General features: G+C 61.3%; 15 protein-coding genes. 11 read left to right on the forward strand and 4 right to left on the reverse strand.

Features of this window, described 5'->3' with window-relative positions; translation table 11 throughout:
* The first annotated feature begins 53 nt into the window (after positions 1-53).
* The gene (locus VGU00_RS06065; protein ID WP_327466546.1) at positions 54-2,426 is read left to right on the forward strand and encodes a TonB-dependent receptor; all 2,373 of its coding nucleotides are present in this window, start codon (positions 54-56) and stop codon (positions 2,424-2,426) included.
* Between the two features lie 137 nt (positions 2,427-2,563).
* Positions 2,564-3,907, forward strand: coding sequence for a glycoside-pentoside-hexuronide (GPH):cation symporter (locus tag VGU00_RS06070; protein WP_327466548.1), 1,344 nt, complete (start codon positions 2,564-2,566; stop codon positions 3,905-3,907).
* A 37-nt stretch (positions 3,908-3,944) separates the two neighbouring features.
* On the opposite strand, the gene VGU00_RS06075 is transcribed toward VGU00_RS06070, so the two are convergent.
* Positions 3,945-4,709, reverse strand: a complete 765-nt coding sequence (locus VGU00_RS06075; RefSeq protein WP_327466550.1) for an SDR family NAD(P)-dependent oxidoreductase — start codon at positions 4,707-4,709, stop codon at positions 3,945-3,947.
* 317 nt (positions 4,710-5,026) lie between these two features.
* Between VGU00_RS06075 and VGU00_RS06080 the strand changes: the two genes are divergently transcribed.
* The 4 genes from VGU00_RS06080 to VGU00_RS06095 all read left to right on the forward strand — a co-directional run bounded on the left by VGU00_RS06080 (position 5,027) and on the right by VGU00_RS06095 (position 11,508).
* A complete protein-coding gene (locus VGU00_RS06080) occupies positions 5,027-7,216 on the forward strand; it encodes an alpha-ketoacid dehydrogenase subunit alpha/beta (RefSeq protein ID WP_327466552.1) in 2,190 nt (729 codons plus the stop codon).
* 67 nt (positions 7,217-7,283) lie between these two features.
* The gene (locus tag VGU00_RS06085; protein WP_327466554.1) at positions 7,284-9,383 is read left to right on the forward strand and encodes a PQQ-binding-like beta-propeller repeat protein; all 2,100 of its coding nucleotides are present in this window, start codon (positions 7,284-7,286) and stop codon (positions 9,381-9,383) included.
* 32 nt (positions 9,384-9,415) lie between these two features.
* The gene (locus VGU00_RS06090; protein WP_327466556.1) at positions 9,416-9,946 is read left to right on the forward strand and encodes a VOC family protein; all 531 of its coding nucleotides are present in this window, start codon (positions 9,416-9,418) and stop codon (positions 9,944-9,946) included.
* A 470-nt stretch (positions 9,947-10,416) separates the two neighbouring features.
* Complete coding sequence (locus VGU00_RS06095) at positions 10,417-11,508, forward strand: hypothetical protein (protein ID WP_327466558.1); 1,092 nt, start codon at positions 10,417-10,419, stop codon at positions 11,506-11,508.
* Between the two features lie 82 nt (positions 11,509-11,590).
* Here VGU00_RS06095 and VGU00_RS06100 read toward each other — a convergent pair whose 3' ends face one another.
* Positions 11,591-14,383, reverse strand: coding sequence for a TonB-dependent receptor plug domain-containing protein (locus VGU00_RS06100; protein WP_327466559.1), 2,793 nt, complete (start codon positions 14,381-14,383; stop codon positions 11,591-11,593).
* Positions 14,384-14,702: 319 nt separating this feature from the next.
* Here VGU00_RS06100 and VGU00_RS06105 point away from each other — a divergent pair, with 319 nt between their 5' ends.
* A complete protein-coding gene (locus tag VGU00_RS06105) occupies positions 14,703-15,512 on the forward strand; it encodes a hypothetical protein (protein WP_327466560.1) in 810 nt (269 codons plus the stop codon).
* Between the two features lie 12 nt (positions 15,513-15,524).
* Here the strand turns inward: VGU00_RS06105 and VGU00_RS06110 are convergent, their stop codons facing one another.
* Both VGU00_RS06110 and VGU00_RS06115 read right to left on the reverse strand, forming a co-directional pair.
* Positions 15,525-16,319 carry an FCD domain-containing protein gene (locus VGU00_RS06110; protein ID WP_327466561.1) on the reverse strand — a complete coding sequence of 265 codons (795 nt, stop codon included), beginning with the start codon at positions 16,317-16,319 and terminating at the stop codon, positions 15,525-15,527.
* Between the two features lie 589 nt (positions 16,320-16,908).
* Entirely contained in the window at positions 16,909-17,616 is a 708-nt protein-coding gene (locus tag VGU00_RS06115) for a TetR/AcrR family transcriptional regulator (RefSeq protein WP_327466562.1), read from the reverse strand.
* A gap of 320 nt (positions 17,617-17,936) precedes the next feature.
* On the opposite strand from VGU00_RS06115, the gene VGU00_RS06120 reads away from it, so the two are divergent.
* The 4 genes from VGU00_RS06120 (at position 17,937) to VGU00_RS06135 (ending at position 26,557) form a co-directional block, all read left to right on the forward strand.
* Complete coding sequence (locus VGU00_RS06120; RefSeq protein WP_327466563.1) at positions 17,937-20,711, forward strand: TonB-dependent receptor plug domain-containing protein; 2,775 nt, start codon at positions 17,937-17,939, stop codon at positions 20,709-20,711.
* 81 nt (positions 20,712-20,792) lie between these two features.
* A complete protein-coding gene (locus VGU00_RS06125) occupies positions 20,793-22,472 on the forward strand; it encodes a fatty acid--CoA ligase (protein ID WP_327466564.1) in 1,680 nt (559 codons plus the stop codon).
* 57 nt (positions 22,473-22,529) lie between these two features.
* A complete protein-coding gene (locus VGU00_RS06130) occupies positions 22,530-24,071 on the forward strand; it encodes a M28 family peptidase (RefSeq protein ID WP_327466565.1) in 1,542 nt (513 codons plus the stop codon).
* Between the two features lie 854 nt (positions 24,072-24,925).
* Positions 24,926-26,557 carry a hypothetical protein gene (locus tag VGU00_RS06135; protein WP_327466566.1) on the forward strand — a complete coding sequence of 544 codons (1,632 nt, stop codon included), beginning with the start codon at positions 24,926-24,928 and terminating at the stop codon, positions 26,555-26,557.
* The last annotated feature ends 1 nt before the right edge of the window (position 26,558 follow it).

A 26,558-nucleotide genomic window follows, 5' to 3' on the forward strand; every position in this document is an offset into this window, starting at 1 on the left:
GCCACCAGAACACCGAACGAAAAACGACAAGATAATCAATTGGGAGATTGACCATGACGTTACGAAAGGCCTTGCTGCTGCTTACCACCTGTGCGGCTGCGATCGTTCCTGCGGCGCCGGCGCTGGCTCAGGAAGCGGACACGGTGGACGGAGTGTCCAATGTCCAGGCGGGCGAAATCATCGTCACGGCCCAGCGCCGCGAGGAGAAGCTGCAAGACGTTCCGGTGTCCGTCACGGTGGTCGGGGCGGCGCAACTCGAACGGCAGAATGTGTCGGGGATATCGGAGCTTACTCGGTCGGTTCCGGCGCTCAGCTCATCGGGCAACTTTGCCGGCAGCAGTAATGGCAGCGTCGGCATTCGCGGCATATCGACCGCGGGCTTTGCGCAATCGTCCGAGGCATCGGTGTCGGTCGTTCTGGACGGGGTGGTGCTCGGGCGCGCGCAGATCTCGAACCTGTTCGATCTCGAACGTGTCGAGGTTCTGGCCGGTCCTCAGGGCATGCTTTTCGGAAAAAATGCCTCGGCAGGGGTGGTCAATGTCGTCACCAAGGCGCCGGATCCCTCCAAATTCGAAGCCATTTTCCACTCCAGCTTCGGGAACTACAAATATCTGAGGCAGCGTGCGACGCTTAACGTCCCGGTCAGTTCAACGGCCGCGCTCCGCGTCAGCGGTCATTATGATCAGAATGGCGGGTTCGTTCGCAACACGCTGCTCGACTTTACGAACAAGAATTATTCCTTCGGTGGCCGCGCGCGCTTCCTCTGGGAACCGACCGAGCGCCTGACCATCAATATTATCGGCGATTATGATCGTATCGGGGGTAACAGCGGCAGCCTCGGGAGCTTCGCAACGCCCGGTACATTTGCAGTCGTGAAGACCGACGCACTGCGCAACGCAATCGCGGCTTGCGGAATTGTGGCGAGCCCGACGAACCGCGAAAACTGCTCGGAGGGTGTGTCGAAGGATTTTGCGAAGGATCGCGCGCGCGGGCTATCCGCGCAGATCGACTACGACCTCGGAGGCGATTATGTCCTGACGTCGATCACGGCCCGCCGCTGGCGCACCGTCGGTCCGGAATTTGGCAAGGGCGGCGATACCGATCTCCTGCCCGCTGACATCCTCAGCACCAATGCCGGCAAATATGACTATGACACGTTCAGCCAGGAACTGCGCCTCACATCGCCCGACGACCAGTTCGTCTCCTTCGTCGCTGGCCTCTACTATCAGGACGCGCGACAGAATGTGACATCGATCCAGGGCGGTACGCTCGGCGGCCTCGGTACCCTGTTCGGATTGCCGGCAACGGCCCGCATCGGGCGAGTCTGGACCACGGACGTTGATCAGAAGAGCTATGCGGCCTTCGGCCAGGCGGAGTTCCACGTCAGCGACACCGTCTCGCTCATCGCCGGGGGGCGTTTCACGCACGAGACGCTGCGCGACGAGGTGGTGGCGCTCAAGAACCGCGATCCGCTCAATCCGTCCCTTCCGAGCGTTCAGGATTTCGGTTTCGATCTCTATACGCCGGCCTTTGCCATCTCCGATGCTTTCGCACGGGTAAAGGTTGACAATTTCTCCTGGAAACTGGGCGCTCAATACAAGCCGAACAATGATCTGATGGCATATTTCACGGCATCGAAAGGCTACAAGGGGCCGGCTGTCAATGACACGGCAAGCCCGCCGCTCACGCGCCTCGTGATCGAACCGGAAAAGCCGCTCTATTTCGAACTCGGCCTGAAGGCCGGGCTGCTCGACGGCCGGATGCTGATGACGCTGGCGCTTTTCAGCAACAAGATCGAGAACTTCCAGACGGCCGTCTTCACCCCCGCCACTGCAACCAATCCTACCCCGGGCTTTGCACAGGGCAATGCGTCGCACGTCCTGTCGCAGGGCTTCGAACTCGGCCTCTCCGGACGGCCGCTGCCCGGCCTCACGCTGAATGGCGGGATCGTCTACAACCGGGCGAAATATGCCAAGGATTTCCTCGTGGCGTGTAACCCGGAACAGGTTCGCGGTGTCGGTACCTGCTCGGCCGACGGCACGACGGCTCCGGTGGGACAGCTGGCAAACACGCCCGAGTGGCGCGTATTGCTGAACGGTGAATACACCCATGGTCTCTCGTCCTCGCTGGACGGGTTCATCCAGTCGGATCTTGCTTTCCAATCGGGTTTCGACTTCTCGCCAACGCCGAACCCCGTCACCCGGACAGGGGCGCAGTGGATGCTCGGCGGTCGCATCGGGGTTCGCACGTCCGACGGGCGATATGGCGTGAGCCTGTTCGGGCGGAACCTCCTCGATAAGGCGTATCCGTTCATCCAGCCGGATTCGGTCAGCCGCTTCAATGGCGGGGGCGGCAGTTCTTACATCGCCCGCCCGAGCTTCGACTGGAATCGCAGCTGGGGTATTTCGCTCGACGCCAGGTTTTGACGCGATTGCCGCCGGGGGAGACGGATATTCTCCTCCCGCGGCGCATCGGCGCATGGCGCATAGCCTGCCTCGCCACCACGTCCAGGGCCCCGGCCACTGCTTGAAAGACAGGATCATTGATGCAGACGGATAGCCGAATGAGCTGGCGCCAGATCGTCAGCTACGGGGTGGGGGATTTCGCCTTTTGCCTTAGCTTTCAGCTCTGCTCGCTCTACCTGCTCTATTATTACACGGATATCGTCGGGCTTCCGGCCTCGACCGCCGGCATGATCATCATGGTAGCGCTTGTCTGGGAAGGCGTGAGCGATCCACTGGTCGGGGTGATCGCCAACCGGACAAGATCGCGTTGGGGGCGGTACCGCCCTTATATTCTGTTCGGTACAATCCCGCTCACACTCAGCGTTATCGCCATGTTTTATCCAGTGGCGCTCACGGGATCGTGGCTCGTCGCTTATTGTTTCGCGACCCATATTATCTACCGGACGCTCTTCACATTCGTTCAGGTGCCATTCGTCTCGCTCTCGGCGCAAATCACCCGCGACAGCGAGGTCCGGGGACAGATTGCCGGTGTCCGGATGATGTTCGCGATCCTTTGCGGTCTCTTGATCGCTGCTGTCACATTACCCTTTGCAGGGCTCCTCGGCGGCGGCCGGGAGGGCTTTTTCGTCGTGACGCTCATTTATGCCGGCATTGCGGCGATCATCCTCTTCTTTTGTTTCGCGACGACCCGGGAGCCCGGCGAACTCGAGACCGGACCCGCTGTGAGCCTTGCCGAGATGCTGCGGTCGCTGGCGGGGAACCGGCCATTTCTCATGCTGCTTGTGGCCACGATCGTCGGCGCCACCGGCTATACGATGGCCGGCAAGGCTCTGGTATACTACATGAAATACTGGGTTGGCTCGGAGGCGGCGGTCACGCTTGGCCTCGTACTGCTCCTGACGTCGGCTGCTCTGGCCTTGATTCCCTGGATGATGATCAGCCGGCGAACCAGCAAGCGTTTCGTCTGGCTGGCGGGGGTCGGTGTCAATATGTGTGCCTATGCCCTGCTGCTGCTCTTTGCGCCGCGGGAAGGGGCGGCGCTGTGGCTGCTCATCATCCTGACCGGAATCGGCAATTCAGCGTTCGTCCTGACTTTCTGGTCGATGCTTCCCGATACGGTCGAGCTCGGCGAATGGCAGAGCCGGGTACGCAGCGAGGGTGCCGTTGTGGGCATGATCAGCTTCGCGCAGAAGGTTGCCTTCGGACTTGGCACCGGGATGATCGGGATTTTCCTCGATCTGTCGGGCTATGTGGCCAACGTCCCGCAGTCAGATGCAGCCCTTCGCAGCATCGTCCTCCTCTACGCCGCCGGACCGCTCCTGCTGTTCGCCGCGAGCGCGATCGCGATCTGGGCCTATCCGATCGACCACCGGCTTCACAGCCGACTGGTTCGAGGGCTCGAATGGCGCCACCGCCGCCGCGGCGCGCCGGACGTGTCATGATCGTGCGGACCGCTGGCCAATGCCGCTGATCTGCCGGTCACAGATAGCCGTAGGCGGTCCAGCCGCCATCGACCGCGAGCGTCTGCCCGGTGATGTGGCGGGAACGATCCTCGCAAAGATACAATACAGCGTCGGCAATCTCTGCAGGTTCGGCGAGGCGCTTCTGGGGCGTTCGATTCTGCACTGCCGCCAGGTCGACTTTTCCCTGGCCGCTCAGCGTCTCGATCGCCGGCGTCAGAACATAGCCCGGTGCGACCGCATTCACCCTGATCCCGAGTTCGGCCCACTCGATCGCCAGGCACTGCGTCAGCATGGATACCGCCGCCTTCGTCGCGCAATAGGCCGCGCGGTTCGGCGCGGCCACTATGCCGTAAATGGAACTCAGATTGACGATGCTGCCGCCCGTGCCGCGCATCCGCTCCGCAGCCTCGCGGGCGCAGAAAAAGGTTCCGTCGAGGTTGATCGACACCGTTCGCCGCCAGTCCTCGATGCTGAGGTCGAGCGTCGGCTGGTTCATGTTGATCCCTGCATTGTTCACGAGAATGTCCAGCCCGCCCCATCGGGCGTCGAGAGCCGCGAACACATCGGACAGACCGTCGGGATCGCTGACCGAGCCTTCGATGGCAAAGGAATCGGTGGCGGCCGAGCCGATCGCCGCGACCGTTTCAGCCGCGGCGCCGATATCGAGGTCGAGGACAGCAACCCGAGCGCCCGCACCCGCCAGCGCTTCACCGATGGCCCGTCCAAGCCCTTTGCCGCCACCCGTCACCAGCGCCCGTCGCGTACCAAGACTGCCTGTCATCTCCATCTCCCGTGGTTCACTCTACATTATTGCCGCAGCGTCATATATGGATACATTAAAGCTTGCAATGCCGAGAGGGAAAAGGCGATGCCACGGAATGGGAAATGGCAAGGTCGGATAAAACCATGATATAACAAATATATAGATCGAAAAATGGGGCATCCCAATCTTCTGGCACGAGACGGGATTGCCGAAGTTTGGAATCAATGTATACAATCGATGCCCCGGTCGGGTGTTCCTGCCAGGGTCTGCTGAATCGAAAAGAGGATGAATAGCGTGCTTCAGTCGTCGACCGCGCAAACGCTCCGGAGCATCATGTGACGACCGTTCACCAGCTTTTGCCGGCGGCGCCATGGGTTCGTCTCGATGCCTCGGGCAGTGACTGGGAAGAGGCAGATCCGCAGCTCCTTCGCACGATGCTTGTCCAGCTTCGTCTGATACGAGCATTCGAGGAGAAGGTGCTCGAACTTGCCGGGCAGGGCCTTGTGCATGGTCCGGCGCATTCGAGTATCGGGCAGGAAGGCGGGGCCGTCGGTTCGATCCTCGCGCTGCGCCCTGACGATGCGGTCAACGGATCGCACCGGGGGCATCACCAGTTTCTTGCCAAGGCTCTCGGTTTTGCGCTCCCGGGTGGCTTCGACCCGGCGCAACCATTTGGTCTCAGGGTCGAAGAGATCCTCTACAAGACGCTTGCGGAGATTCTCGGACTCGCGCCGGGCTATTGTCGGGGTCGCGGTGGCTCGATGCATCTCCAGTGGAAGGCTGCGGGGGCACTTGGGACGAACGCGATCGTCGGTGGCGGGGTGCCGCTCGCCATGGGCAATGCCTGGGCGCAGAAATGGTCGGGAAGCGATGCGGTTTCCGTAAGCTATTTCGGCGACGGCGCCGTCAACATCGGGTCGGTGCTGGAATCGATGAATCTTGCGGCGGCGTGGAAACTGCCGGTCTGCTTCTTCATCGAGAATAATGGCTATGCGGTATCGACAACCGTCGACGAGGCAACCGCAGAGCATCGTCTCTCCGCTCGCGGCCTCGCTTTCGGGATTCCGTCGTGGCAAGTGGACGGGATGGACAGTCTCGCGGTCTACAAGGCGATGGAGGCTGCTGTCGCCCACATGCGCGCGGGTGGAGGCCCGACCATCGTGGAGGCCGAGGTATACCGCTATTTTCACCAGAACGGTCCTCTCCCCGGCAGTGCATTCGGGTACCGGCCGAAGGCGGAAGAGCAGTCCTGGAAGGACCGCGATCCCATCGCGATGGTCGAGCATAGTCTCCTCGTACGCAATCTCGCGGCGCGCGATGAGCTCGATCGGCTCGACGTTGCATGCGCCGAGGCGATGGCCCGCGCCGAGGCGGCATTGGTCGAACTTGACCCTGCGCAGGGCGGAAAGCGCCGCATACGGCCGGCATTTTGGCCCGACCCGGGCTTTGCAGATGTGGGGGTTCGCGGCGATCTGGCCGAGCTGGCCGGCGCCGCGATCTGCGAGCGCGATACATATAATGGCATCGTGCGAGCGGGAAAGTTCATCGATGTCGTATCGGCAGTGATGGGACGGCGCATGGAAACCGACCCGCGCGTGTTCGTCCTCGGAGAGGACGTCCACCGTCTGAAGGGTGGCACCAATGGCGCAACCCGCGGACTGGCCGAGCGCTTTCCCGACCGGATCCTTGGCACACCGATCTCGGAGAACGCCTTCGTCGGTCTCGCGGGCGGCGCTGCGATGGACGGGCGGTGCCGGCCCGTCGTCGAATTCATGTACCCCGACTTTCTGTGGGTCGCCGCAGACCAGGTTTTCAACCAGATCGGCAAGGCAAGGCACATGTTCGGCGGCGACGACGGCGTTCCGCTGGTCCTTCGTACCAAGGTGGCCATGGGAACCGGCTATGGATCCCAGCATTCCATGGACCCGGCCGGCATATTCGCCACGGCACCGGGTTGGAGAATAGCCGCCGCTTCCACGGCCTTCGACTATGTCGGCCTCATGAACACAGCGATTGCGCTCGACGATCCCGTTCTGATCATCGAACATGTCGATCTTTATGCCCGCGATTGCGAAATCCCGGTTTCGGATCTCGACTACCAACTCCCGTTCGGGCGCGCGGCAATTCGCCGAAGCGGACAAGCGGTGACGGTGCTGACCTATCTGTCCATGGTCTCGCACAGCCTGGAAGCTGTCGAGCAGTCGTCGATCGACGCGGAGATCGTCGATTTGCGGTGGCTCGATCGAGCCAGCCTCGACTGGGAAACGATCGAGACCAGCATCCGCAAGACAAATTGCGTCCTGCTCGTAGAGCAGGGCGCGATTGGGACTTCCTATGGCGGGTGGCTCGCCGACGAAATCCAGCGGCGTTTTTTCGACTGGCTGGACGCGCCGGTCCTTCGGGTTACTGGCCGCGAGGCGTCTCCCAGCATCTCGAAGATCCTCGAGCGCGCGGCAACGGCAAGAACCGAAGAAGTCGTCGAGGCCTTGCACGCGGCGATCGCGGAGAAGGGCGGTCGTAGATGAACCATGGCCATTTGCCGGAGTGGCGGAGATGCAATTGCTCGGGGACTGCCGCGGCGAGGGTAGGAGAATGACGATGCGTATGGTCGGGATTTGCGCGCTCGCCACCTGCCTCGTGGCGGCAGGGATCGGCTCGCAATATCTTGTTCGCGATGCCGGAGAACAGGATCGCGACTGGTCGGTGTACGGCGGTGCTCCGGGCGGAGAGCGTTATTCGCCGCTTGCCCAGATCGATCGGCGGAACGTCGGGCGATTGCGCGAGATATGGCGGTTCGAGGGCGGCGAGGGGAGTCTGCAGACCTCACCGCTCGCGATCGACGGCAAGATTTACGCGATGACCTCGACGCAGGATGTCGTGGCGCTCGATGCGGCTACGGGCCGGCTTCTCTGGAAACATGCCGCTGCGATTGCCGGCACCCAGCCCGTGAGAGGGCTTTCCTACTGGGTTCGCGGCCGCGAAAGGCGTCTGTTCGCAAGCCAGGGGTCGGACCTCATTGCGCTGGACCCCGCGAGCGGACGGCCAGCCCCGGGCTTCGGCACGAACGGGCGCATTGATTTGAGGGAAGGCTTTGGAGACAGGTCGGGCAAGCTTCCGGTTTATCTTACATCGCCCGGCGTGGTTTTCGGCGACGTCATCATCACCGGTTTCCGAACTGGGGAGTCGCGCCCGGCCGCCCCCGGTAAGGTTCGGGCCTATGACGTCCGCTCCGGCCAGCTGCGCTGGAGTTTCGACCTCGTAGGCGAGGAATCGCGGAACAGCGAGGCGGGTGGCTATAATAACTGGGCCGGAATGGTGGTCGACGAGAAGCGCGGGATTGTTTTCGTCCCGACCGGTTCCGCGGTCGCGGATTTCTACGGCGGCGATCGCCCCGGCGCGAACCTCTACGCCAACAGTCTGGTCGCACTCGATGCTCGGACGGGCAGGAAGCTCTGGCACTTCCAGATCGTGCATCATGACATCCTCGACCGGGACCTTCCCTCGCCGCCGGTGCTTATGACGGTCACCCACAAGGGGCGCCGTATCGATGCTGTCGCCCAGACGACAAAGCAGGGCTATGTCTTTCTGTTCGAGCGGCAAACCGGAAAACCCCTCTTCCGAATCGACGAGAAGCCGGTTCCGGCCAGCGACGTTCCCGGCGAAAGTTCGTGGCCGACGCAGCCCGTTCCCGTGCTCCCTGCGCCCTTCGCGCGCCAGTCGCTCACCGAGGCAGATCTGACGACGCGGACGCCATCCGCGGCAGCGGCAGCGCGCGAGGCCTTTCGTGCCATGCGTCACGAAGGGCCGTTCACGCCGCTCACGATCGGACAGCAGACGCTCATCTTTCCGGGCTTTGACGGCGGGGCGGAGTGGGGCGGGCCGGCAGTAGACCCGCAAGGTATTCTCTATGTGAACAGCAACGAAATGGCCTGGCGCGGAGCGCTCGCGGTCCGCACGGCGGGTGCCGAAGGTGTCCGCAGCGGCCAGACGCTTTATCAGGACAGCTGCTCGATGTGTCACGGCGACGATCGAAGCGGCTCCCCACCAGCCTTTCCCGACCTTCGCAATATCGGCTCGCGCCTCACGATCGGGCAGATTTCGGCGGTGATACAGGGGGGGGTGGGCCGCATGCCCGGCTTTCCTCAGTTCAGCGAGGCGGACCGCAGCGCGATAGCGGCGTATCTCGCGGGGGCTGCCCCGGCGCAGGCGCCCCAGGCCCGCACCGAGGTCGGCGGCGAGGATGCCGAGGGCAAGGCGCGTTATCGCTTCACTGGCTACCAGAAGTTTCTGGACCCCGAAGGCTATCCTGCGATCGCGCCCCCGTGGGGCACGTTGAGCGCTATCGACATGAACAGCGGCCGCCGCCTATGGCAGGTTCCGCTCGGCGAATATCCTGAACTGGCCGCGCGCGGGATGCGCGATACGGGTTCCGAGAACTACGGGGGGCCGCTCGTGACGGCGGGCGGGCTGCTCTTCATCGGCGCGACCCTCTTCGACAGCAAGCTGCGGGCTTTCGACACGGCGACAGGCACCCGGCTCTGGGAAACGGCGCTCCCGTTTGCGGGGATGGCCAGCCCGATCACCTATCGCGTGAAGGGGCGGCAGTTCATTCTCATCGCGACGAGCAATGCGCGCAATTCGAAGGGGCCGCAAGGAACGGCCTATGTCGCCTTTGCGCTGCCAGGCAATTAGCGGCTTCGTCCGCACCGGAAGGGAGACCCAACATGACCGAGATCGCGAAGGCAACCGCCCTGGGCGAAATCATGCAGATGGCCTTCGTGCCGCAGGATTTCGAGGCGTCGCTTCAATATTGGCTGAAAATGGGTGCAGGACCATTTTTCGTGCTGCTCGACAAGACGTCCGACTGGTGCCGCGCTTATGGTGAGAGCATTGACCTCACGCTCGATGTCGCGCTCGGAAACTGGGGCGATATGCAGATAGAGATCATCCGTCAAAAGAGTGATGCACGCACAATCTACTCGGACTGGCGCGCCCGAGGAAAGGAGGGGGTGCACCATGTCTGCATCGTCGTGGGCGACTTTGCCGCCGCACGTCGCCAATGCATCGACAATGGCTTCACCCTCCTTCACGAAGCCGGTTATCGCGGCGCCGAATGGGCATATTTCGATACCCATGGCGGTGACGGTACAATGCTCGAAATCGTGTGCTCGGCACCGGGGTCGCTCGGCATGTCCACGGTTACGCGCGAGGCTGCACGCGACTGGGACGGCTCTGATCCGGTCCGCTATCTGTAAGCATCGTCACGGCGACAAGGAACCGACCTGCGGGGGGCGAGATTGTCCGCACTTGCTCCGACCGACGCGGGAGCTTCGGCGCTGGAATAGATCAGCTGCCGGGCTTTCTCTCGCATCCCCCTCGATTCCCGAGCACCGGATTTTAAGGCGTCCACTCCTCGGCAGAAGGCGCCGGGGAGCAAGTTTCGACGCAAGGCTCGCCAATAAATCCCAGGCCTATCGCAGCCGCGTCCGTGCGCGCGTCGGAACACATCGCAATTGAGGTCTGGTAAGATTGTTGCTCCAGAATACTGACTGCATTTCGGCTCATTGAAACGGTATTCGGCCATTTTCTGCAAGGGCGGTCAACGGTCTGGTGTCTTTTGGACAAAATAATTAACCATAGCGAGCGGGGAATCTGTTAGCAGGCGGGGGCGCCACTGAGCCGCCCGGTCTTGAGCTGGGACGAAGAGACTTAACGGGAGACAAGAATGCGGACCAAGACTTATCTGATGCTGATTTCTGCCGCGGGCGCCATTCTGTCGCCGCTGTCGGCAGGGGCGCTTGAGCCGGTTTCAATGCCCGGCACCCCAGTGCCGCAACGATTCGTGATCGGAACAAAGGAGGGCAGTCCTCTCGATCACCTGCCCCGGGGTGTCCGTCTGGCGACGGCGTTCGGCGAGCGCGCGGTCATCTCGCCGGACGGGCGCAAGTTCGTTTTCGTGGACCATTTTCTCGGAAATGCTTTCGAGTACGACATCGCGAGCCGCACGACGCGAAGTGTTACGGCGCACACGCCGCACCTGGGCATTAGTCGCATTCATTATCTCAGCGACGGCAGCTACCTCATCGTTGCGCCAAGGGAACTGGGAGCTTCGCCGCGCGAGACACGGCGGACCAAGCTCGAACTCTTCTGGCTTGATGCTCAGGCGTCTGGACCGCTGCAGCCCCTCGGGCAGCCTGTCTTCGAGGGTGTTGCGACGAGCCGCATTTCCAATCGGATCGCCTGGACCGAGAACACGCCGCGGGATGTGTACCCGCTGTCACCTGATGCTCAAGGTACCGCAACGCTGAAGGTGGGCGAAGTCGTCGTGGAAAATGGCCGCGCCAGGCTTGCGGGGGCTCGGACGCTCATGTCGCGGCAGTTCAACGAGTGCGTTCTCGAGGCGCAGGACTTCCTGCCGGGCGATGCCGCCGTCGTGCTGCCCTGCTACAACAATGATGGCTCGCTCGTGGGGCACAAGGTCCTCTCTGTCGCGCTCGCCGACGGCAGGGTCACCGATTATCCTGTCCCGGCGGATCAATATGGCGAGGTCGAAGGCGTATTTCCCGATGGGAAGCGGGCATTCGTGGAATGTGGCAACAAGCACACCGAAGGGTTGGATCTCTGCTTGCTCGAACTCGTCCCTCGAAATCCTCGCTACACGCGCATCACTTTTGCGCAGGATTTCGGAAATTATCGTTTCTCCAATCCGACAGTTAGCCCGGACGGGAAGCTCGTGGCGTTTCAATTTGGCTATGCCAGCGATGAGTCCGGCACGGGCCGCGGCATACTTCTGATGGATTTTCCGCCAGCGCCGTGAGAGGACGCGCTGTCGCGATCGACAAGAAGAAGGGGTCGGGAAGAACTTCCGGCCCCTCTTTTTTGACGGGCAGTCCGGAAGATCAGAATTTGAGACGGACGCCGACCGTAATGCGCCTGCCGACCTGATCATATTGCGCAACGCCGTAGTTCACCGACGCCTGGGCCCTGATGATCGTATTCTCTGCGAGAAGTGGCGGAGCCGTGTCGAGCAGATTGTCAATTCGCGTAAAGAGCTCATATCCGTCGCCGACGCGGAACTGAGCGGATGCGCCCAGAAAGAAATAGGCCGGGATATTGTTCTGCGGAAGGATGGCGGTGGTATAGGTGGCGTCATATTTGCCCTTGCCGATGAAGTCGCCAAGGAGCTGGAGCGTGGTCGCCTCGTCGGTGTATGTGAGCGTCGTCGATCCTCTCCAGTGCGGTGCAGACGGAATGACGGTCGCACTTCCCGCAGGTGTGCGGCTGGTAACTTGGCCTGCCTTGTCTTGCGGAACGCCATTCAGATAGACGATGATTTCATCGACATAGTTTGCGAGAGCGGAGAAGGCGAGGGTACCGCGGCCGACCGGCATTCTGTAGGAGAGTTCGAAGTCAATTCCCCGCGTGGAAAGCTGGGTGGCGTTATAGGGCGAGGTGTTGATCTGCTGGATGATCCCCGCGCCGTCGCGCTCGACCGCGGCGCACAGTGCCGTATCACCGGCAAAGCAGCGATCGATAATCTCCTGCCCGGAGAGATTGGTGATCGCGTCGGAGATCCGGATATCATAATAGTCGGCCGAAAATTTCAGTCCCGGCGCAAAAGATGGCGTCAAGACGACCCCGGCCGTGAACGTCTTGCCGACTTCGGGGTCGAGAGACGGATTTCCGCCGCTCGAGGTTCGGATCACGACCGTCGAGTTTGTGGTACGATCGGTGACTGTCGATCCGGCGGCAACGACCGGGGCGGCAAACAGTTCGCTGATGGTGGGGGCGCGAAAATCGCGCGAGTAGGTTGCGCGCAGCCTTATGCCATCATTTATCGCCCACGTGCCGCCGGCTTTCCAGACGAAGGTCGATCCGCTCGTGCTATAATCAACGACCCGTCCCGCGAGATCGAGTTCCAGACGCTGGAAGAACGGCGTATCCGACAGGAGCGGGATCGCCAGTTCAGCGGACGCTTCCTTGACTTCGATCTTTCCGTCATATGGCTGCGAGGCGCGTTGGCGCCAGCCGCCCGTTGCCGAAAGCGGATCCGTCGTCACCCGTACGGTCTCGCGGCGATATTCCAGCCCGGCGGCGAAGCCGACCGGTCCTGCCGGCAAGGTGAAGAGGTCGCCGCGCAGATTAGCGGTAAGATCGATCCCTTTCTGTTCGGTGCGCGCCCAGGACGTCCCCGAGGCATAGGCAGTTGCAGGGCCTGAAATCGCATTGACACCGAACGGATTGATGGCGACGCAGCCGTTTGCGGGATTGGTGAGGGTCGAACGGCAGATCGGGGTTCCGTCAGGTCCGATCACGCTGTCGAGGCCGGCCGTGAAGGCGGCATTGCGCCTGTTGTTTTCAGTGGTCGCTATGTTGATCGAACGTGTTGCGACGCCGGCGATGTCCCATTTGAGCCCGTTGGAAAACGTACCTTGCAGCCCCGCCACGCCACGCAAATAATCATACTTCGTCCGGTTCAGATTGACTCCGAGCTCGGAGTTCAGCCGGCCCAGGTTGAACGACTGGATGTTGTTGGCGATCATGATCTGACTGATATTGTCGGGCAGGAACGCGTTGTCGCGCCGGATCGTGATGTCGCCGTTGTTGTAATTCGGGACGTTCGTGAGCTTCGCGACGCTGTTGTTGTAGAGGCCTTCGAGGAACAGTTCCACCGAGGGTGAAATTTCGTAGCCAAGCCGTGCGAAGACATTGCCCCGCTCTGATGCAGGTGCAATTGCGCCATAGCCGGGCTGCGTCATCAGGCCGCTGCCGCCTTGCATCCAGATGCTGCCGACATTCGTCCCCGGCGTGAAGCGGCTTTGGGCGCCGTTTTCGCCGAACTGGATATATTGCAGGGGGCCGGGACTTGTGATGAGGCCGCCCTCGGTCATCCGCGAGAGCCGAACATTAGGGACGATCAGCAGTTGCGGCTGGCCGTTGGACGGCGTGTAGGCGGTGTTGTTGATCAGGGTGTAGCCCTTGGATCCCCAGTCGCGAGAGCCTTGGAACAGGATGTCGGGACGAGTGAAATAGGATCCCGCGACGAGCAGCTGTCCCCGTCCCCCCGCGAAGGTGGTGCCGTAGGTCGCGTTCAGGGCATATTGGGCATAGTCGCCCTTGTCGGAGATTCCCGCCTGGCCTTCGAGCCGCAGGCCACGTGCCTTTTCGTCGACGAACAGATTGACCACGCCGCTCACCGCGTCGGAACCATAGACCGAGGATGCACCTGCAGTCACGACCTCCACCCGGCTGATCATCTGCGCCGGAAGGCTGTTGATGTCGAAGCCCGACAAGGGGGAGGTCGAGAGAAGGCGTCGTCCGTTAAGGAGGATCAGTGTCCTGGAGGCGCCGAGACCGCGAAGGTCGAATGTGCTGATGCCGACATTCGCCGATATCGCGGCATTCTGATTGGGGCGAACTGCCGGGATATTGACGAGGAGATCGCTGACGCTTGCGGCGGCGCGCGTTTGCAGCTGCTCCGACGATACCGCGGTGACTGGCGTTGCGGTGTCGAAGGTGGAGCGGCCGATGCGGCTGCCGGTGACGACGATCTCCGAGTCGGACGACACAGTCTCCGGACTGGCATCCGTTGCGGGCGCTGGTGACCCGGGGTCCTGGGCCCACGCGGGGGCGGCGCTCCCGGCCCAAGCCAACGCGATCAGCGACGCCTGGAGAAGACCTCGATATTCCATGCTACTCTCCCTGATGATGCCACTCTGGGTGGCTTTGGTAAAATCTATTGACCAAGAGCGGAAGGCAAGTCAATCATCTCGCGGGGCAATCGTTCGGCCTTGAGCGTTGTCGGACTAAAGTCTATATTTTAAAGGCATTTAGTGAGGTGGTCTCAAAGCAGGGCCTAGGCTGGTTTGGATCATTCTAATAGCCATGCGAGACTTTTCGTGAATGAGGAGCATGACCATGAAGTGTCGGCAGAGTGACGCAGGGGTCGCCGAAGTGTCCGTGACGCGGCGTCACGTCTTGGGGTGGGCTGGCGTTGCGCCGTTCGCTTTCATGTCTTCCAAGGCGACGGCGACATCGCGCCCGGCACCGCCCGAGCAATTCGCCGAACTGGTCGCCTCCGCAGTCAAGAATCGCAGGCGCGTTGCGCTGGCAACATCGTTCGAGCCCGCCATGAGCGAGGATCGTGCTTATGAATATCAGGACGCCGTCGTGCGCAGGCTGGCCGGCAGATCTGAGATTGCCGGGATCAAGGGCGGTGGGATGACCGCCGCAAGCCAGTCGCGCTTGGGAGGCGGCCCATTCTTCGGTGCTCTATTACCGTCGGGAACGATGCGATCGGGAGTAGCGATCGATCTCGATGCCTATCGAGAGCTGGTGCTGGAAACCGAGATTGGCTTCGAGCTCGGAAGACCCGTATCGAATGAACTCGACATGCAAGGTCTGCGCGGTGCCATTGCTGGAGTTCGGCCCGTCATCGAACTGCCGGACAATATGTTCGAGCGCAATGCGTCCTTTACTTCCCGGGATCTGATAGCGGCCAATGTACTGGCTCGCTGTCAGATTGTCGGAACGCGCCGATTTTCCAGCGACCTCGATGTCGACGCCATCACGGTTCGCCTGTCGCGCGATGGTAAGGAAATCCATAGCGCGTCGGCCAGCGGAACTTTCGGTGGCCAGTGGGATGCGCTCCTCTGGATCGTCAACAATGCCGTTCGGCGTCGCGGTAGGCTCGCCAAGGGCTGCCTCGTCATAACGGGTGCGCTCGGAGGTGTCCTTCGCGCGCAAGCAGGCAGTTATCGCGCCGATTTCGGGCCATTGGGAGTGATCGAATTCGCGATGAACGGCGCGTTCTCCGCCTGATCGCAAAGAGTGTCAGGAGGCCTTGCTGCGCTGGCTTCGCGACGCGACGAGATCGGAGCGGGACAAGCGACGGATCGATGCTTCGTGTCGTCGCTCTGCGTCGTAGATCTCTTTTTGTGCGTGCATCGCGCTTGTCATGTGGTGCGAGGCGGCCTCGCGTGCCGCCAGACCGTCCCGTGCCAGGATCGCGTCGAGTATCGCTTTGTGCTCTCCGAGTAACGCCTCCTTCCGCGGAGCCTTCTCATACAAGGTTCTCCGGTTGAGGTAGACGTTGGAACGCAACATGTTCTCGAGACTGATCATCAGATGCAGAAGCATCTGATTATGACTTGCCTCATAGATTGCCAGGTGGAACTCTGCATCTGCGCGCGCCAAGGCATCTGCGTCCTCGAGTTGCTGCGCCGAAACCATCGCCTCGTAACAGGACCGGAGTGTGTCGCGGTCTATTTCCGAGGCGCGTTCGGCCGCGAGGGTCGATGCCGCCGCTTCGATCACCGAGCGCAGTTCCAGAAAATCCACTCTTGCTTCCGGCGTTTCCATCAGCATCGACAGCGGGTCGCGGAGGCTCTTTCCGATATCCTGACTGACATGCGCGACGCCGCGCGCATCGGTCGTCAGCAGTCCCGAACCGACCAGTTTGTCGAGGGCCTCGCGCAGCGAGGGACGCGAAACGTCGAGCCGCGCCGACAATTCGCGTTCCGGTAGGAGGCGTTCACCCGGATAGAGTGCGCCCTCAAGGATCATTTGCTGGATATGCTCTGCGATCGCATCGGCGAGCTTGGCCGGCCGGATAGATGAGGGCTGCATTGGTCTGGTTTCCACACGCCAAGGATAACGTGCTTCGGCCGGCTGGCAAGGCTTTTGGACAAGGCTTGGAGCACTCGAGACGGGTTTGCAGATGGGAAGCGCAACCTCGAAACTGCCGTCGTGTCGGACCGCGCTGTCCTGGCCGCCCCGCCGCTGTTCTCGTCTCCGGAGGCCACAAGCATGAGGCTGCGGCGTAGACGCCGCGACCTGTGACGTGCTCTATATGAAGTCAGTCCATTACCACCATCTCGCTGACCAGAATGTCGTTTGGTGGCCCCCCGAATTCAAAGTCGCCAGGCTCGGGCGACGATCACGAAGAGCAAACCCGATGCCCCGGACGCGCTGTTGCTGGTCCGCCAAGACGTCTCATTAGTACGAAACCGAACCCCGCAAACTACTGAGCGAGCGCTAGCGTCTGCGCCCATCGGCGATGCGCCGGTCACAAGCACGCCCCTTATTCCGTAGCGCTTGAAGGCGTTTACCGGTCACATCCTGCCAGACAGGTCGATGGTCCTTGCTGGCTTTGCGATGGTCACGGATTGCAACTTCGGCGTTCTCTGTCGCGCGGCTATATTCGGCGAGTTCCAACTCAAGAAGGTTGAGCGGAGGCCAGCCGCTTTTCGCAAATCGAGGCCATGCCGGCAGCAAACAACATGGGAAGACGCTCGGCGATCGAATCCATGTCGGTGGAGTGACACAGCCCATCAGACAATTTGTCGATGCGGCCCGTCTGCGCCAGGGAGAAAGTGAAGGCACCTGTCAGGAAATGGTAGCACCAATAAACATCCTCCTCACGCGCGCCGGGCAGGATCTGTTTGAATATCTCAAGGAAGCGCCTCGACACGTCATCGAAAAACTCGGACATCATCGCCTGGCCCCAGCCGGGGGTGTTGTTCACGATCCCCACCAATGCGCCGAAGTTCCGAAACCCCGGATCCCCGCTGCCGACGAGGCGGAGGGCAGGGGTCGTGAAGGCATCAACAATCCCGTGCAGCGTCGGATTGTCGCCGCTTTTCTCGAGATAGTCATCAAGCGCCTTGATGCGGGCGACATTGGCCTCGCTCGCGCGCCGCGTGAACACTGATCGAAACAGCTGGTCCTTGTTCGAAAAATAATAGTGCACGAGGGATGTATCGACCTTTGCCTCATAGGCGACGTCGCGGAGCGTCACGCCGTGGAGCCCATGCTCGGAGAACAGCTTCTCGGCACTGTCGAGAATGCGGGTCGATGTCTCCTCGCGCCGCTCCTTTTGCGACCTTCGCCGCGGCGGTGTCTCGTCTGGAATTGTCGAAGCCATCGTTCCTCATCCTTCAAAGCAGCCGCGTTGTCGAGCCTTCCAATATATTCATTCATCCGTCAATAAATAAGATTTGACATTGAGACAGGCCTGACTGAATTTTATTGGGCTTCGCGACTCCGCAAGCGTCTGACCGCCATTCGAGCCGGCATCTTCCTGCGCTTTGCGGGACGAGATCGCTCGGCTGCGGAACGGCCGCGGGCCCAGCGAAGCTGCAAGATCATCGGCGAACAATCGCCGGGACTTTAGGGAGAGATGAGATGAAAGGTCCTTTCGCAAGAACCGTGCGGCCATATCTGTATGGTGTCAGCCTGATAAGCATGATCGCCGTCCCGCTTTCGGTTCATGCCCAGGAAGCCGATCAGGCGGCCGAAGCGCCGGAAGATGCCGCGGGGGCGGGCGACATCATCGTGACAGGGTCGAGGACCATCAACGACGGGACGCGCGCGCCGACGCCGGTGACGGTGATCGGGTCCCATCAGCTGAAGCAGGCGTCGCCGGGGCCGATTGGCGAGGCATTGCAACAACTCCCGGTGTTCCGCGGGTCGACGAACTCGACGACCGGAACGGTATCGTCGAACGAACCGCGCGCCGGGAATTTTCTCAACCTTCGCAACCTCGGGCCGCAAAGGACCCTGCTTCTCGTCGACGGCCGCCGCATTGCCCCGTCGTCGGTGATCGGCGCGACCGACACCAATCTCATTCCCCAGGACCTTGTGAAGCGCGTCGACGTCGTGACCGGCGGCGCGTCTGCGGCGTACGGATCCGACGCCGTATCCGGCGTGGTCAACTTCATCCTCGATACGCGGTTTGAAGGATTGCGGGGCGAGGTCGTCGGGGGGATTTCCAATTACGGCGATGGCCGAACCTTCAAGGCTTCGGTTACCGCAGGCACCGGGTTCGGCGATGGCCGCGGCCGCATCGTCGTCAGCGGCACCTACAACAATGTCCAGCCCATCAGCAATGTCTCGTCGCGGCCATGGGGCCGTGAGCGCCGCGGCACGGTCAACGATCCTGCAAATCCGGCGCTCTTGATCATCACCACCGACGTGCACTCTCCGAATATGAGCGCCGGAGGCGTCATCACTTCGCCCGGTCCCCTTCGCGGCATCCAGTTCGGTCCCGACGGGACAACGGCACCTTACAGCTTCGGAACCAATGTCGGCGCCTTTACGGCGACAGGCGGTGACGGCGCCTTCTTCGAGACCAACATTCGCGCCCTCGTGGACTCGAAAGCATTGTTCGGCCGGGTGGGCTACGACGTTACCGACAGTCTCGAGGTCTACGTCCAGGGTGGCTACGGCTCGGTCCACAACCGCTATGCACAGGTTCAGCCCTTCAACCTCGCTGTCTACAATCCGATTACAATATTCAGCGGCAACCCGTTCCTTCCGGAAGCCGTGCAGGACGTCATGACCGCACAAGCCATTCCCACCTTCACGATGGGAAGACTGTTCAGCGACCTCGATCCTGTGACGGCTGACGCCAGTAGCAGGTCGTGGGATGTCACTGCCGGAATCAGCGGTGAACTCGGCGGCGGTTGGTCCGTTGACGCCTACTATGGTCATGGCCAGACGCGCCAGCGGATCCGGACCGAAAACAATCCTGTCATGGAGAATATCTATGCGGCCTTCGACGCCGTGGAGGGACCCGACGGGACGCCTGTCTGCCGCGTGACACTGACAAACCCGGAACTCTATCCGGGATGTGTACCGCTCAACCCCTTCGGTAGCGGTTCGCCGAGTGATGCCGCCGTCGATTATGCGTTCGGAACCGCCCAATATGTGACACGGGTGAAACAGGATGTTGCTGCGGTATCGCTTCGGGGCGAACCCTTTTCTACATGGGCTGGCCCGGTTGCCTTCAGCATCGGTGGCGAATGGCGGAAGCTGTCGGTACGGCAGGTCTCGGACCCCATATCGCAGCGCCTGAACGCAGGCATCGGCATTCGGGGCTTTCCGTCGCGGTTCACGACGGCGCCGGGCGGTTTCCTGATGACGAATGCTCAGCCGGTGGCCGGTTCCTACAATGTGAAGGAAGCCTTTGCTGAGGCGCTCGTGCCGCTCGCGAGGGATGTCGGTTTTGCCCGGATGCTCGAACTCAATGGCGCGGTGCGCTATACCGATTACAGCACCAGCGGCGGTGTCGCCACGTGGAAGCTCGGGCTTGTGTACGAGCCGGTCGATGGCCTGCGGTTCCGCGGTTCCCGGTCGAGAGATATTCGCGCGCCTAATATTGCCGAACTTTATTCGGGAGCGGTGCAGGGCATCAACAATGTGACCGATCCGCAGCGAGGCAATGCCCAGTTTTCCGCGCGCGTAAGTACATTGGGCAATACCGACCTGAAACCGGAAAAGGCGGACACCTGGACGATCGGTGCGGTCGCCAGCCCGTCGTTCCTCCCGGGCTTCAGTCTGTCGGCCGACTATTTCGATATCGACCTGAAAGGCATGATTGCCTCCTTCACCGCGCAACAGACAGTTGACCAATGCGCGCAGGGAACGACCGTTGCCTGTTCGAACATCTCTCGCGACGAGACCGGCGCGATCATTCTCATCCGGGCGCCGCAGCTCAATCTGGGCCGCTCCAGAACCCGCGGCATGGATTTCGAGCTCAACTATCGCACGTCGATTGGAGCGGACAGGCTAGCGTTCAGGGGCATTGTCTCCCATCTGATGAAGAGTGCAACGCAGGTTGCGGGAGGTACGCCCCTTGTGCGGACCGGCGAGGTCGGGCTTTCGGCGTCGCCGCGGTGGACTGCTACCGCCAATCTGCAGTTCAGCACGGAGGGGGGCACCAGCCTGTTCCTTCAGGAACGCTACATCGGTCCAGGCAAATATGATGCGAGCAGGATCGAGGGCGTGACGATTGCCGATAACAGGATCGGCGCCGTCTGGTACACCGACGCGACAATCAGTCAGAAGATCGATTTTAACGGCCACCAGTTCGAGTGGGGCGTGACCGTGAACAATCTCTTCAACCAGTCGCCGCCCAATGCGCCCACCGGCACATTAGGCGCCTTCTCGCCCTCCAATCCCAATCTTTACGACATTGTCGGGAGATATTTCTCCACCTCTGTCCGCGTCAATTTCTGACCGGAAACCCTTGCGGCCGGTCACCGGCAGAAGCCGGACCGGCCGCACCCGGACACTTGTAGCGGCAAATTAGGAATCCAGATGACCACTTCGCTTGCCGACCCGGCGACTTTCATGATTGAGCGCACGCCCTCGGCGCACGACAGCCCCTTGCTGCTGAAGGAGCTGCTGGCGTCGGGTGTTCGCCGGGCACCGCGGCAGGAGATTGTTTACCGCGAAGACGTCCGGCACGACTATCGAACGTTCGCCGCGCGGGTTGCTCGGCTCGCCTACGTACTCGAATCGCTCGGCGTCGGTCGCGGTAGCACGGTGGGAGTGCTTGACTGGGACAGCCACCGCTATCTCGAATGCTATTTTGCGATCCCCGGGATGGGCGCGGTCCTCCATATGGTCAATATCCGGCTATCGGCCGAGAAGATCCTCTACACGATCAACCACGCGGACGATGATCTTCTGCTGGTGCATGTGGATTTCCTCCCGCTGGTCGAGACGATCCATTCCGGGATCAAACGTCAGGTCAAGATCGTCGTGATCGGCGATGGTACCGATTGTCCGCTCTCTTCCGAACTTCCCATCGCAGGCGAATATGAAAGCCTTCTCGCAAAGGGTGGCGATGAATATATGTTCCCCGACCTTCCTGAAGATACACGCGCGACGACCTTCTACACCTCCGGCACAACCGGCGACCCCAAAGGCGTCTATTTCAGCCATCGCCAGCTCGTGCTCCATACGCTTGCAGCTGCTGCGACGGTGGGGACAGCGCGGGTCCAGGGCAGGTTCGACCGCGAAGACGTCTATATGCCGATCACCCCGATGTTCCACGTCCACGCGTGGGGTTTTCCCTTTGTGGCCACGATGCTCGGCATGAAACAGGTCTATCCCGGGCGTTATGAACCCGACCGGTTGCTCCGGTCGATCGAGAAGGAGGGGGTAACCTTCTCCCACTGTGTGCCGACGATCCTCCACATGCTCCTCGAGAGCGATCCCTCGAACTCGGTCGATCTTGGACGCTGGAAGGTCATCCTCGGCGGCGCCGCGACGCCGGCAAAACTGGTGGAAGCCGCAATCGGCCGCGGGATCGACCTGTTTACGGGATATGGCATGTCCGAGACCTGTCCCATCATGACGATCGCGCAGCTCACGCCTCAAATGTGCGCCCTGTCCAGCGAGGAGCAGCTGGCGATCCGGCTCAAGGCCGGCATGCCTCTGCCGCTCGTCGAGCTTCGGATCCTCGATGGGGAAGACCGGATATTGCCCGACGACGGCAGCGCCGGTGAAATCGCTGTCCGGGCGCCTTGGTTGACCCAGGGCTACTTCAAGGATCCAGAGAACTCCGAAAAATTATGGCGCGGCGGCTACCTGCACACGGGCGACATCGGGGTCGTCGGTCCCGATGGCTTCCTCAAGATCACGGACAGGATCAAGGATGTCATCAAGTCGGGTGGCGAGTGGGTCTCTTCGATCGAAATCGAGGATCTCATCTCCCGCTGTCCGGGCGTCATGGAGGCTGCGGTAATCGGGATTGCCGATGCCAAATGGGGCGAGCGGCCGCTGGCAATCGTTGCTGCGCGCGCCGAAGGGCCGCGCCCCACCGAGGCGGACATCTGCAACGTGCTGAAGGAGCACGCCGCGAGCGGTATGATATCCCCCTATGCGGTTCCCCGCGACTTCGTCTTCACCGACATTCTCGAGAAAACCAGCGTGGGGAAGATCGACAAGAAGGCGCTGCGCGAGAAATACGGCCGCACCGCGTCGGCTTGAGGCCGAAAATAAACAGACCATTCGTCTCGTGTGGCGAACGGCAGAAGGAGAGGTGATATGAATAAAAGGCACTTTGGCCCCATCGGTTACGGGCTTTCTGCCATCCTTGGTCTCGCAATGAGCATCGCGCTGCCCGTTCAGGCGCAGGACGGCGAAACCCAGCCCCGCGAGAGGACAAACCTCGATCCGCGGGCCAAGCGGATTCTCGAAGTGATGGCGCCGGGCAAGGAGGCGTTTCGTCTCGAGGATTCCATGTTGCGCTGGCCGCTTCCGCCAGGCGAGGAGCGCTATGGCCGCATCGACGGACAAAAGCTCAAGCCCTATGTCGATGAACTTGCGCAGCTCTCTCGCGACTACCGCGACGAGGGGAACCAATATTGGGGGCGCATCATGGGAACGTCGGTCGACCTTATCGGCGCAGAATGGCTTGCGTCCCACTATCGCAGGCTCGGGCTCTCGAATGTTCGGCTCCAGCCATTCGATGTGCCGACAACCATCATGCCGAAGCAATGGTCGGTCGACATCGCCGGATCGGGAACGCGCACAAGCCTCGCGAGCGCGCTTCCGATCGCACGTTTCAGCGCAGACCCGATCAAGGCATCGGCCGAGGCGGTCTATGTAGGTCTTGGCGAAGCGGCGGACTTCATGGGCCGCGACGTCAAGGGCAAGGCCGTCTTCATATATGCCATTCCCGAACCCAGTTCATTCTTCACCTCGGCCGCGCTCAACGGAGCGGTTACCCGCGCCGAGAACGCCGGCGCGAGCGCGGTGTTCATCATTTTCGGCTTGCCCGGCAACATCACTGGTCATCTGCTGATTGAAACGCAGAAAATCCCCGCATTCGTTATCGGGAAGGAAGACGGCGACCGGGTCCGCGAAAGGATCGAAAGCGGAAAGACCTCGATCGACTATTCGCTGGTGACCGAAACGCGCTCCGACCTCAAAACCTATCAGGTCTGGGGAGAACTTCCCGGAGAGAGCGACGAGACGATTTACGTCCTCGCCCATCGCGATGGCTATTTCGAAGCCGGCCTGGACAACGCCTCGGGCGTTGCAACGATGCTCGGTTTGGCCGAATATTATGCAGCGGTGCCGCAGAAGGATCGTCGCCGCAAGATGATCTTCGTCGGTACGCCAGGGCATCACGATCCGAATTATCTTGGAACAGCGTGGATGCACGATAACAGGGAGCAGGTCTTCGCGAAGACAGCGCTGCTCATCAACGCCGAACATACCGCTTATGTCGAGGCCTCGGACTTCCTCGGCAAGCTCAGGCCGTCAAACGCCATTCCGCCGTATAACTGGTATGTCGGAGGCAGCAAGAAGATGGTGGACATAAGCTGGATGGCGTTCCGCGAATTCGGCGTACCGCTTCTCGCCCAGCCCGACGGCCACGCGCCCGGCGAAGTCGGCAAGATCTGGCGCGATGCTCCGATGGTACAGATAATTTCCGGCGCATGGCCCTATCATTCGAGTGCGGACACCGCCGACATCATTCCTGCCACCGGACTGGAAGCATCGACGCGGGCCTACGCAAAAATCATCGACGAGGTGAACAAGCATGATCTTGCAGATCTGAGGTCGGACCCTCGCCCATGATCGAAAATCGCTCGAGGAGCGCAAGGCGCCTCGGGCGTTTATTGAGCTCTGCGAGCCCTCGCTGTCTTTCGGGAACCAGGCGCCTGTCGCCGTACCCCGGGGGACGGCGAGCACTGCGGCATCGGTGATGCCGCGATAGATCCCGCCAACGACGTCGGCATCCCGTCGAACCACGCTTCGCGCGGCACCGTCGATCATCGTCTGCAGAGTTCCCAGAGCTCGTAGAGTGCCATGATCGCGGCGCAGCCGCTTGCCCTTGCAGCAATCCAGGCCGGCCCGGCACAAGGGGCCGTCCTCGCCGCTGCCCCTATTCCTGCGGCAGTGCGCCGCCCACGCAACGGGCTTCGCCCGTCCTCCGCTGCGCTTCGGCCCTCCAGGTGCGCGCGGGCCTCATGCACCGCCGCCGGGCGGGGCACGCGCCGGGATCGGCCCGCGCGAGCAGGAGCATGGCAATGGCCGCAATTGGACTCGTCAACGGAACGCTCGATCGGGGCTTTTCCGGACAGCTGCGAACACTATCGATCAAGGCCGCGATCGCGGTTCGGTGCGATCGCCAGTAGAGCGGCGATGTGCAGCCAGACTATCGTATCTGGTCCGACGGGATCGAGATCGGCGCCGGCTGGCTCCGCGTGAGCACTGCATCGGGCATTCTCGACTGCCGTGCGATCATTTGAAGCGAGCATCCGCTACCGTCGTTTAAAAGGCGTCTGGCCTGCCCATGTGGCGCCGGGGTCAGCCACGCCGATGCGTTGAGAGAAATCCGAAACGATGCGAGTTGACGGGCAAGCGGCTAACGGTCAAGCGTGATCGGAAATGAGCCGCGCACGGTGCGCCGCGAAGACAGGAATCAGAGAGTGAAAAGCGACCGCACCGCAAAGTGGCTGACGTCTCGGCGCTCGACGATCATCGTCGGGGCAGTGGGCGCATATATCAGCATTTTGTCGATTTTTGCCTTCCGCAACCTGCCCTATCTCTCGGATGGGACCTTCTATATTGCGGAATGGCCATTCGCTTGCTTCGCGGTCGTCGTCGTGCTGCTGCTGGTCAATCTTTACCTCGTGTCGAAGAAAAGAACGCGGCCGAGAAAGATCTTGGCGATCCTCTCCGCTTTGGCGGTGGTCAGCGTTCTGATCAACGCGATCGCCTTTGCGTTCGGCGGGGACGGAACGACATCCGATCGTTCGCACGCGGCACAGGTCGCGTCACCTTCGCGTCCAATCCCTGCCGGGCCTCTATTCATGGCTGGGGCAGCAAGAGGAGAGATCACGCCGTCTGACTACCTGATGCCGATGCCGCTCCTCTACATACTCAAGTTCAGGTGGGTCAACGACCCCGTCTACGCAAGGGTTCTCGCGATGTCGGACGGTACACAGCAGTATCTGTTCATCACCCTGGACATGACCCTTGTGCCCGAGGCCGAAGAAACGCTGCAGTTCATCCATCAACAGACCGGCATTCCGATCAGGAACATCTTCATTTCCGCTACCCACACCCATGGAACGACGCCTATTTCCCTCATCGACTACACGAACCCCGCCGACAGAAGGAAAAGTCGCAAATGGTATGAGGAGATCAAGCGAACGCTTGTGTCCACCATCGCGAAAGCCCGGTCCAACATGGTGCCCGCCCGCTATGGATACGGCGAAGGCCAGTCGCTGATCAACGTCAACAGAGATATCGTGGTTGGCAAAAAGTCCGAGCTCGGCAGCAATTTCGACAGACCGAGCGACAAGACGATCAGAATGGTCCGCATCGAGGACCTGAATGGAAAGGTGATTTCGCTGATCGTGAACTATGCGGTGCATTCCGTCGTGATGAACGGGTCGCTCTCCGGGATCGGAACGCCGATTACGGGCGACATCGCCGGCAGGACCAGCGCCAAGATCGAGGGGCAATGGGGCGATGCGGTCGTCCTTTGGACCATGGCCGCGGCCGGAGACCAGAACCCGAGATTCATGACGCAGTATACCGGCCCGATCAAGGACGGAGAGCCGGTCAGGAGGATGCTGGGAAGTGCAGGATCGGCAATTTTGGAATATCTTTCCGATGAGCATGTGCGCGATATCCTGAAGGCCAATGCCGGGTTCGAGGCCACCCAAACCGCGCCTGAGATTCACACCGCAGAAGCGACTGCGCTGGTGGACACGATCGATGCTGGCAAGAAGCAGCCGTACAAACTGCGATTGCTGACGCTGGGGGATATCGCATTTCAAGGCATATCGGCGGAGGTCGTCACGTCCATCGGCAAGGCGGTGCGGGAAACATCTCCCTTTCAACACACCATTCTGGTGACCGCAGCCAACGGGTACGAAGGCTATGTGGCGGACGACTGGGAATATGATCATCAGGCCTTCGAGGTGGGAGACACACGGGTGAAGAAGGGGGCCGTGCAACCGGAATTCGTCAAAGGGTTCACTGGATTGTTCGGCGACCTGACGCCCCGCGTCTCGCAAGTCATGACCTCATCAACGAGCCGTTCGCGATGAA

Source organism: Sphingopyxis sp. (genome assembly GCF_035944815.1).
In the GTDB taxonomy this organism is placed as follows: Bacteria; Pseudomonadota; Alphaproteobacteria; order Sphingomonadales; family Sphingomonadaceae; genus Sphingopyxis.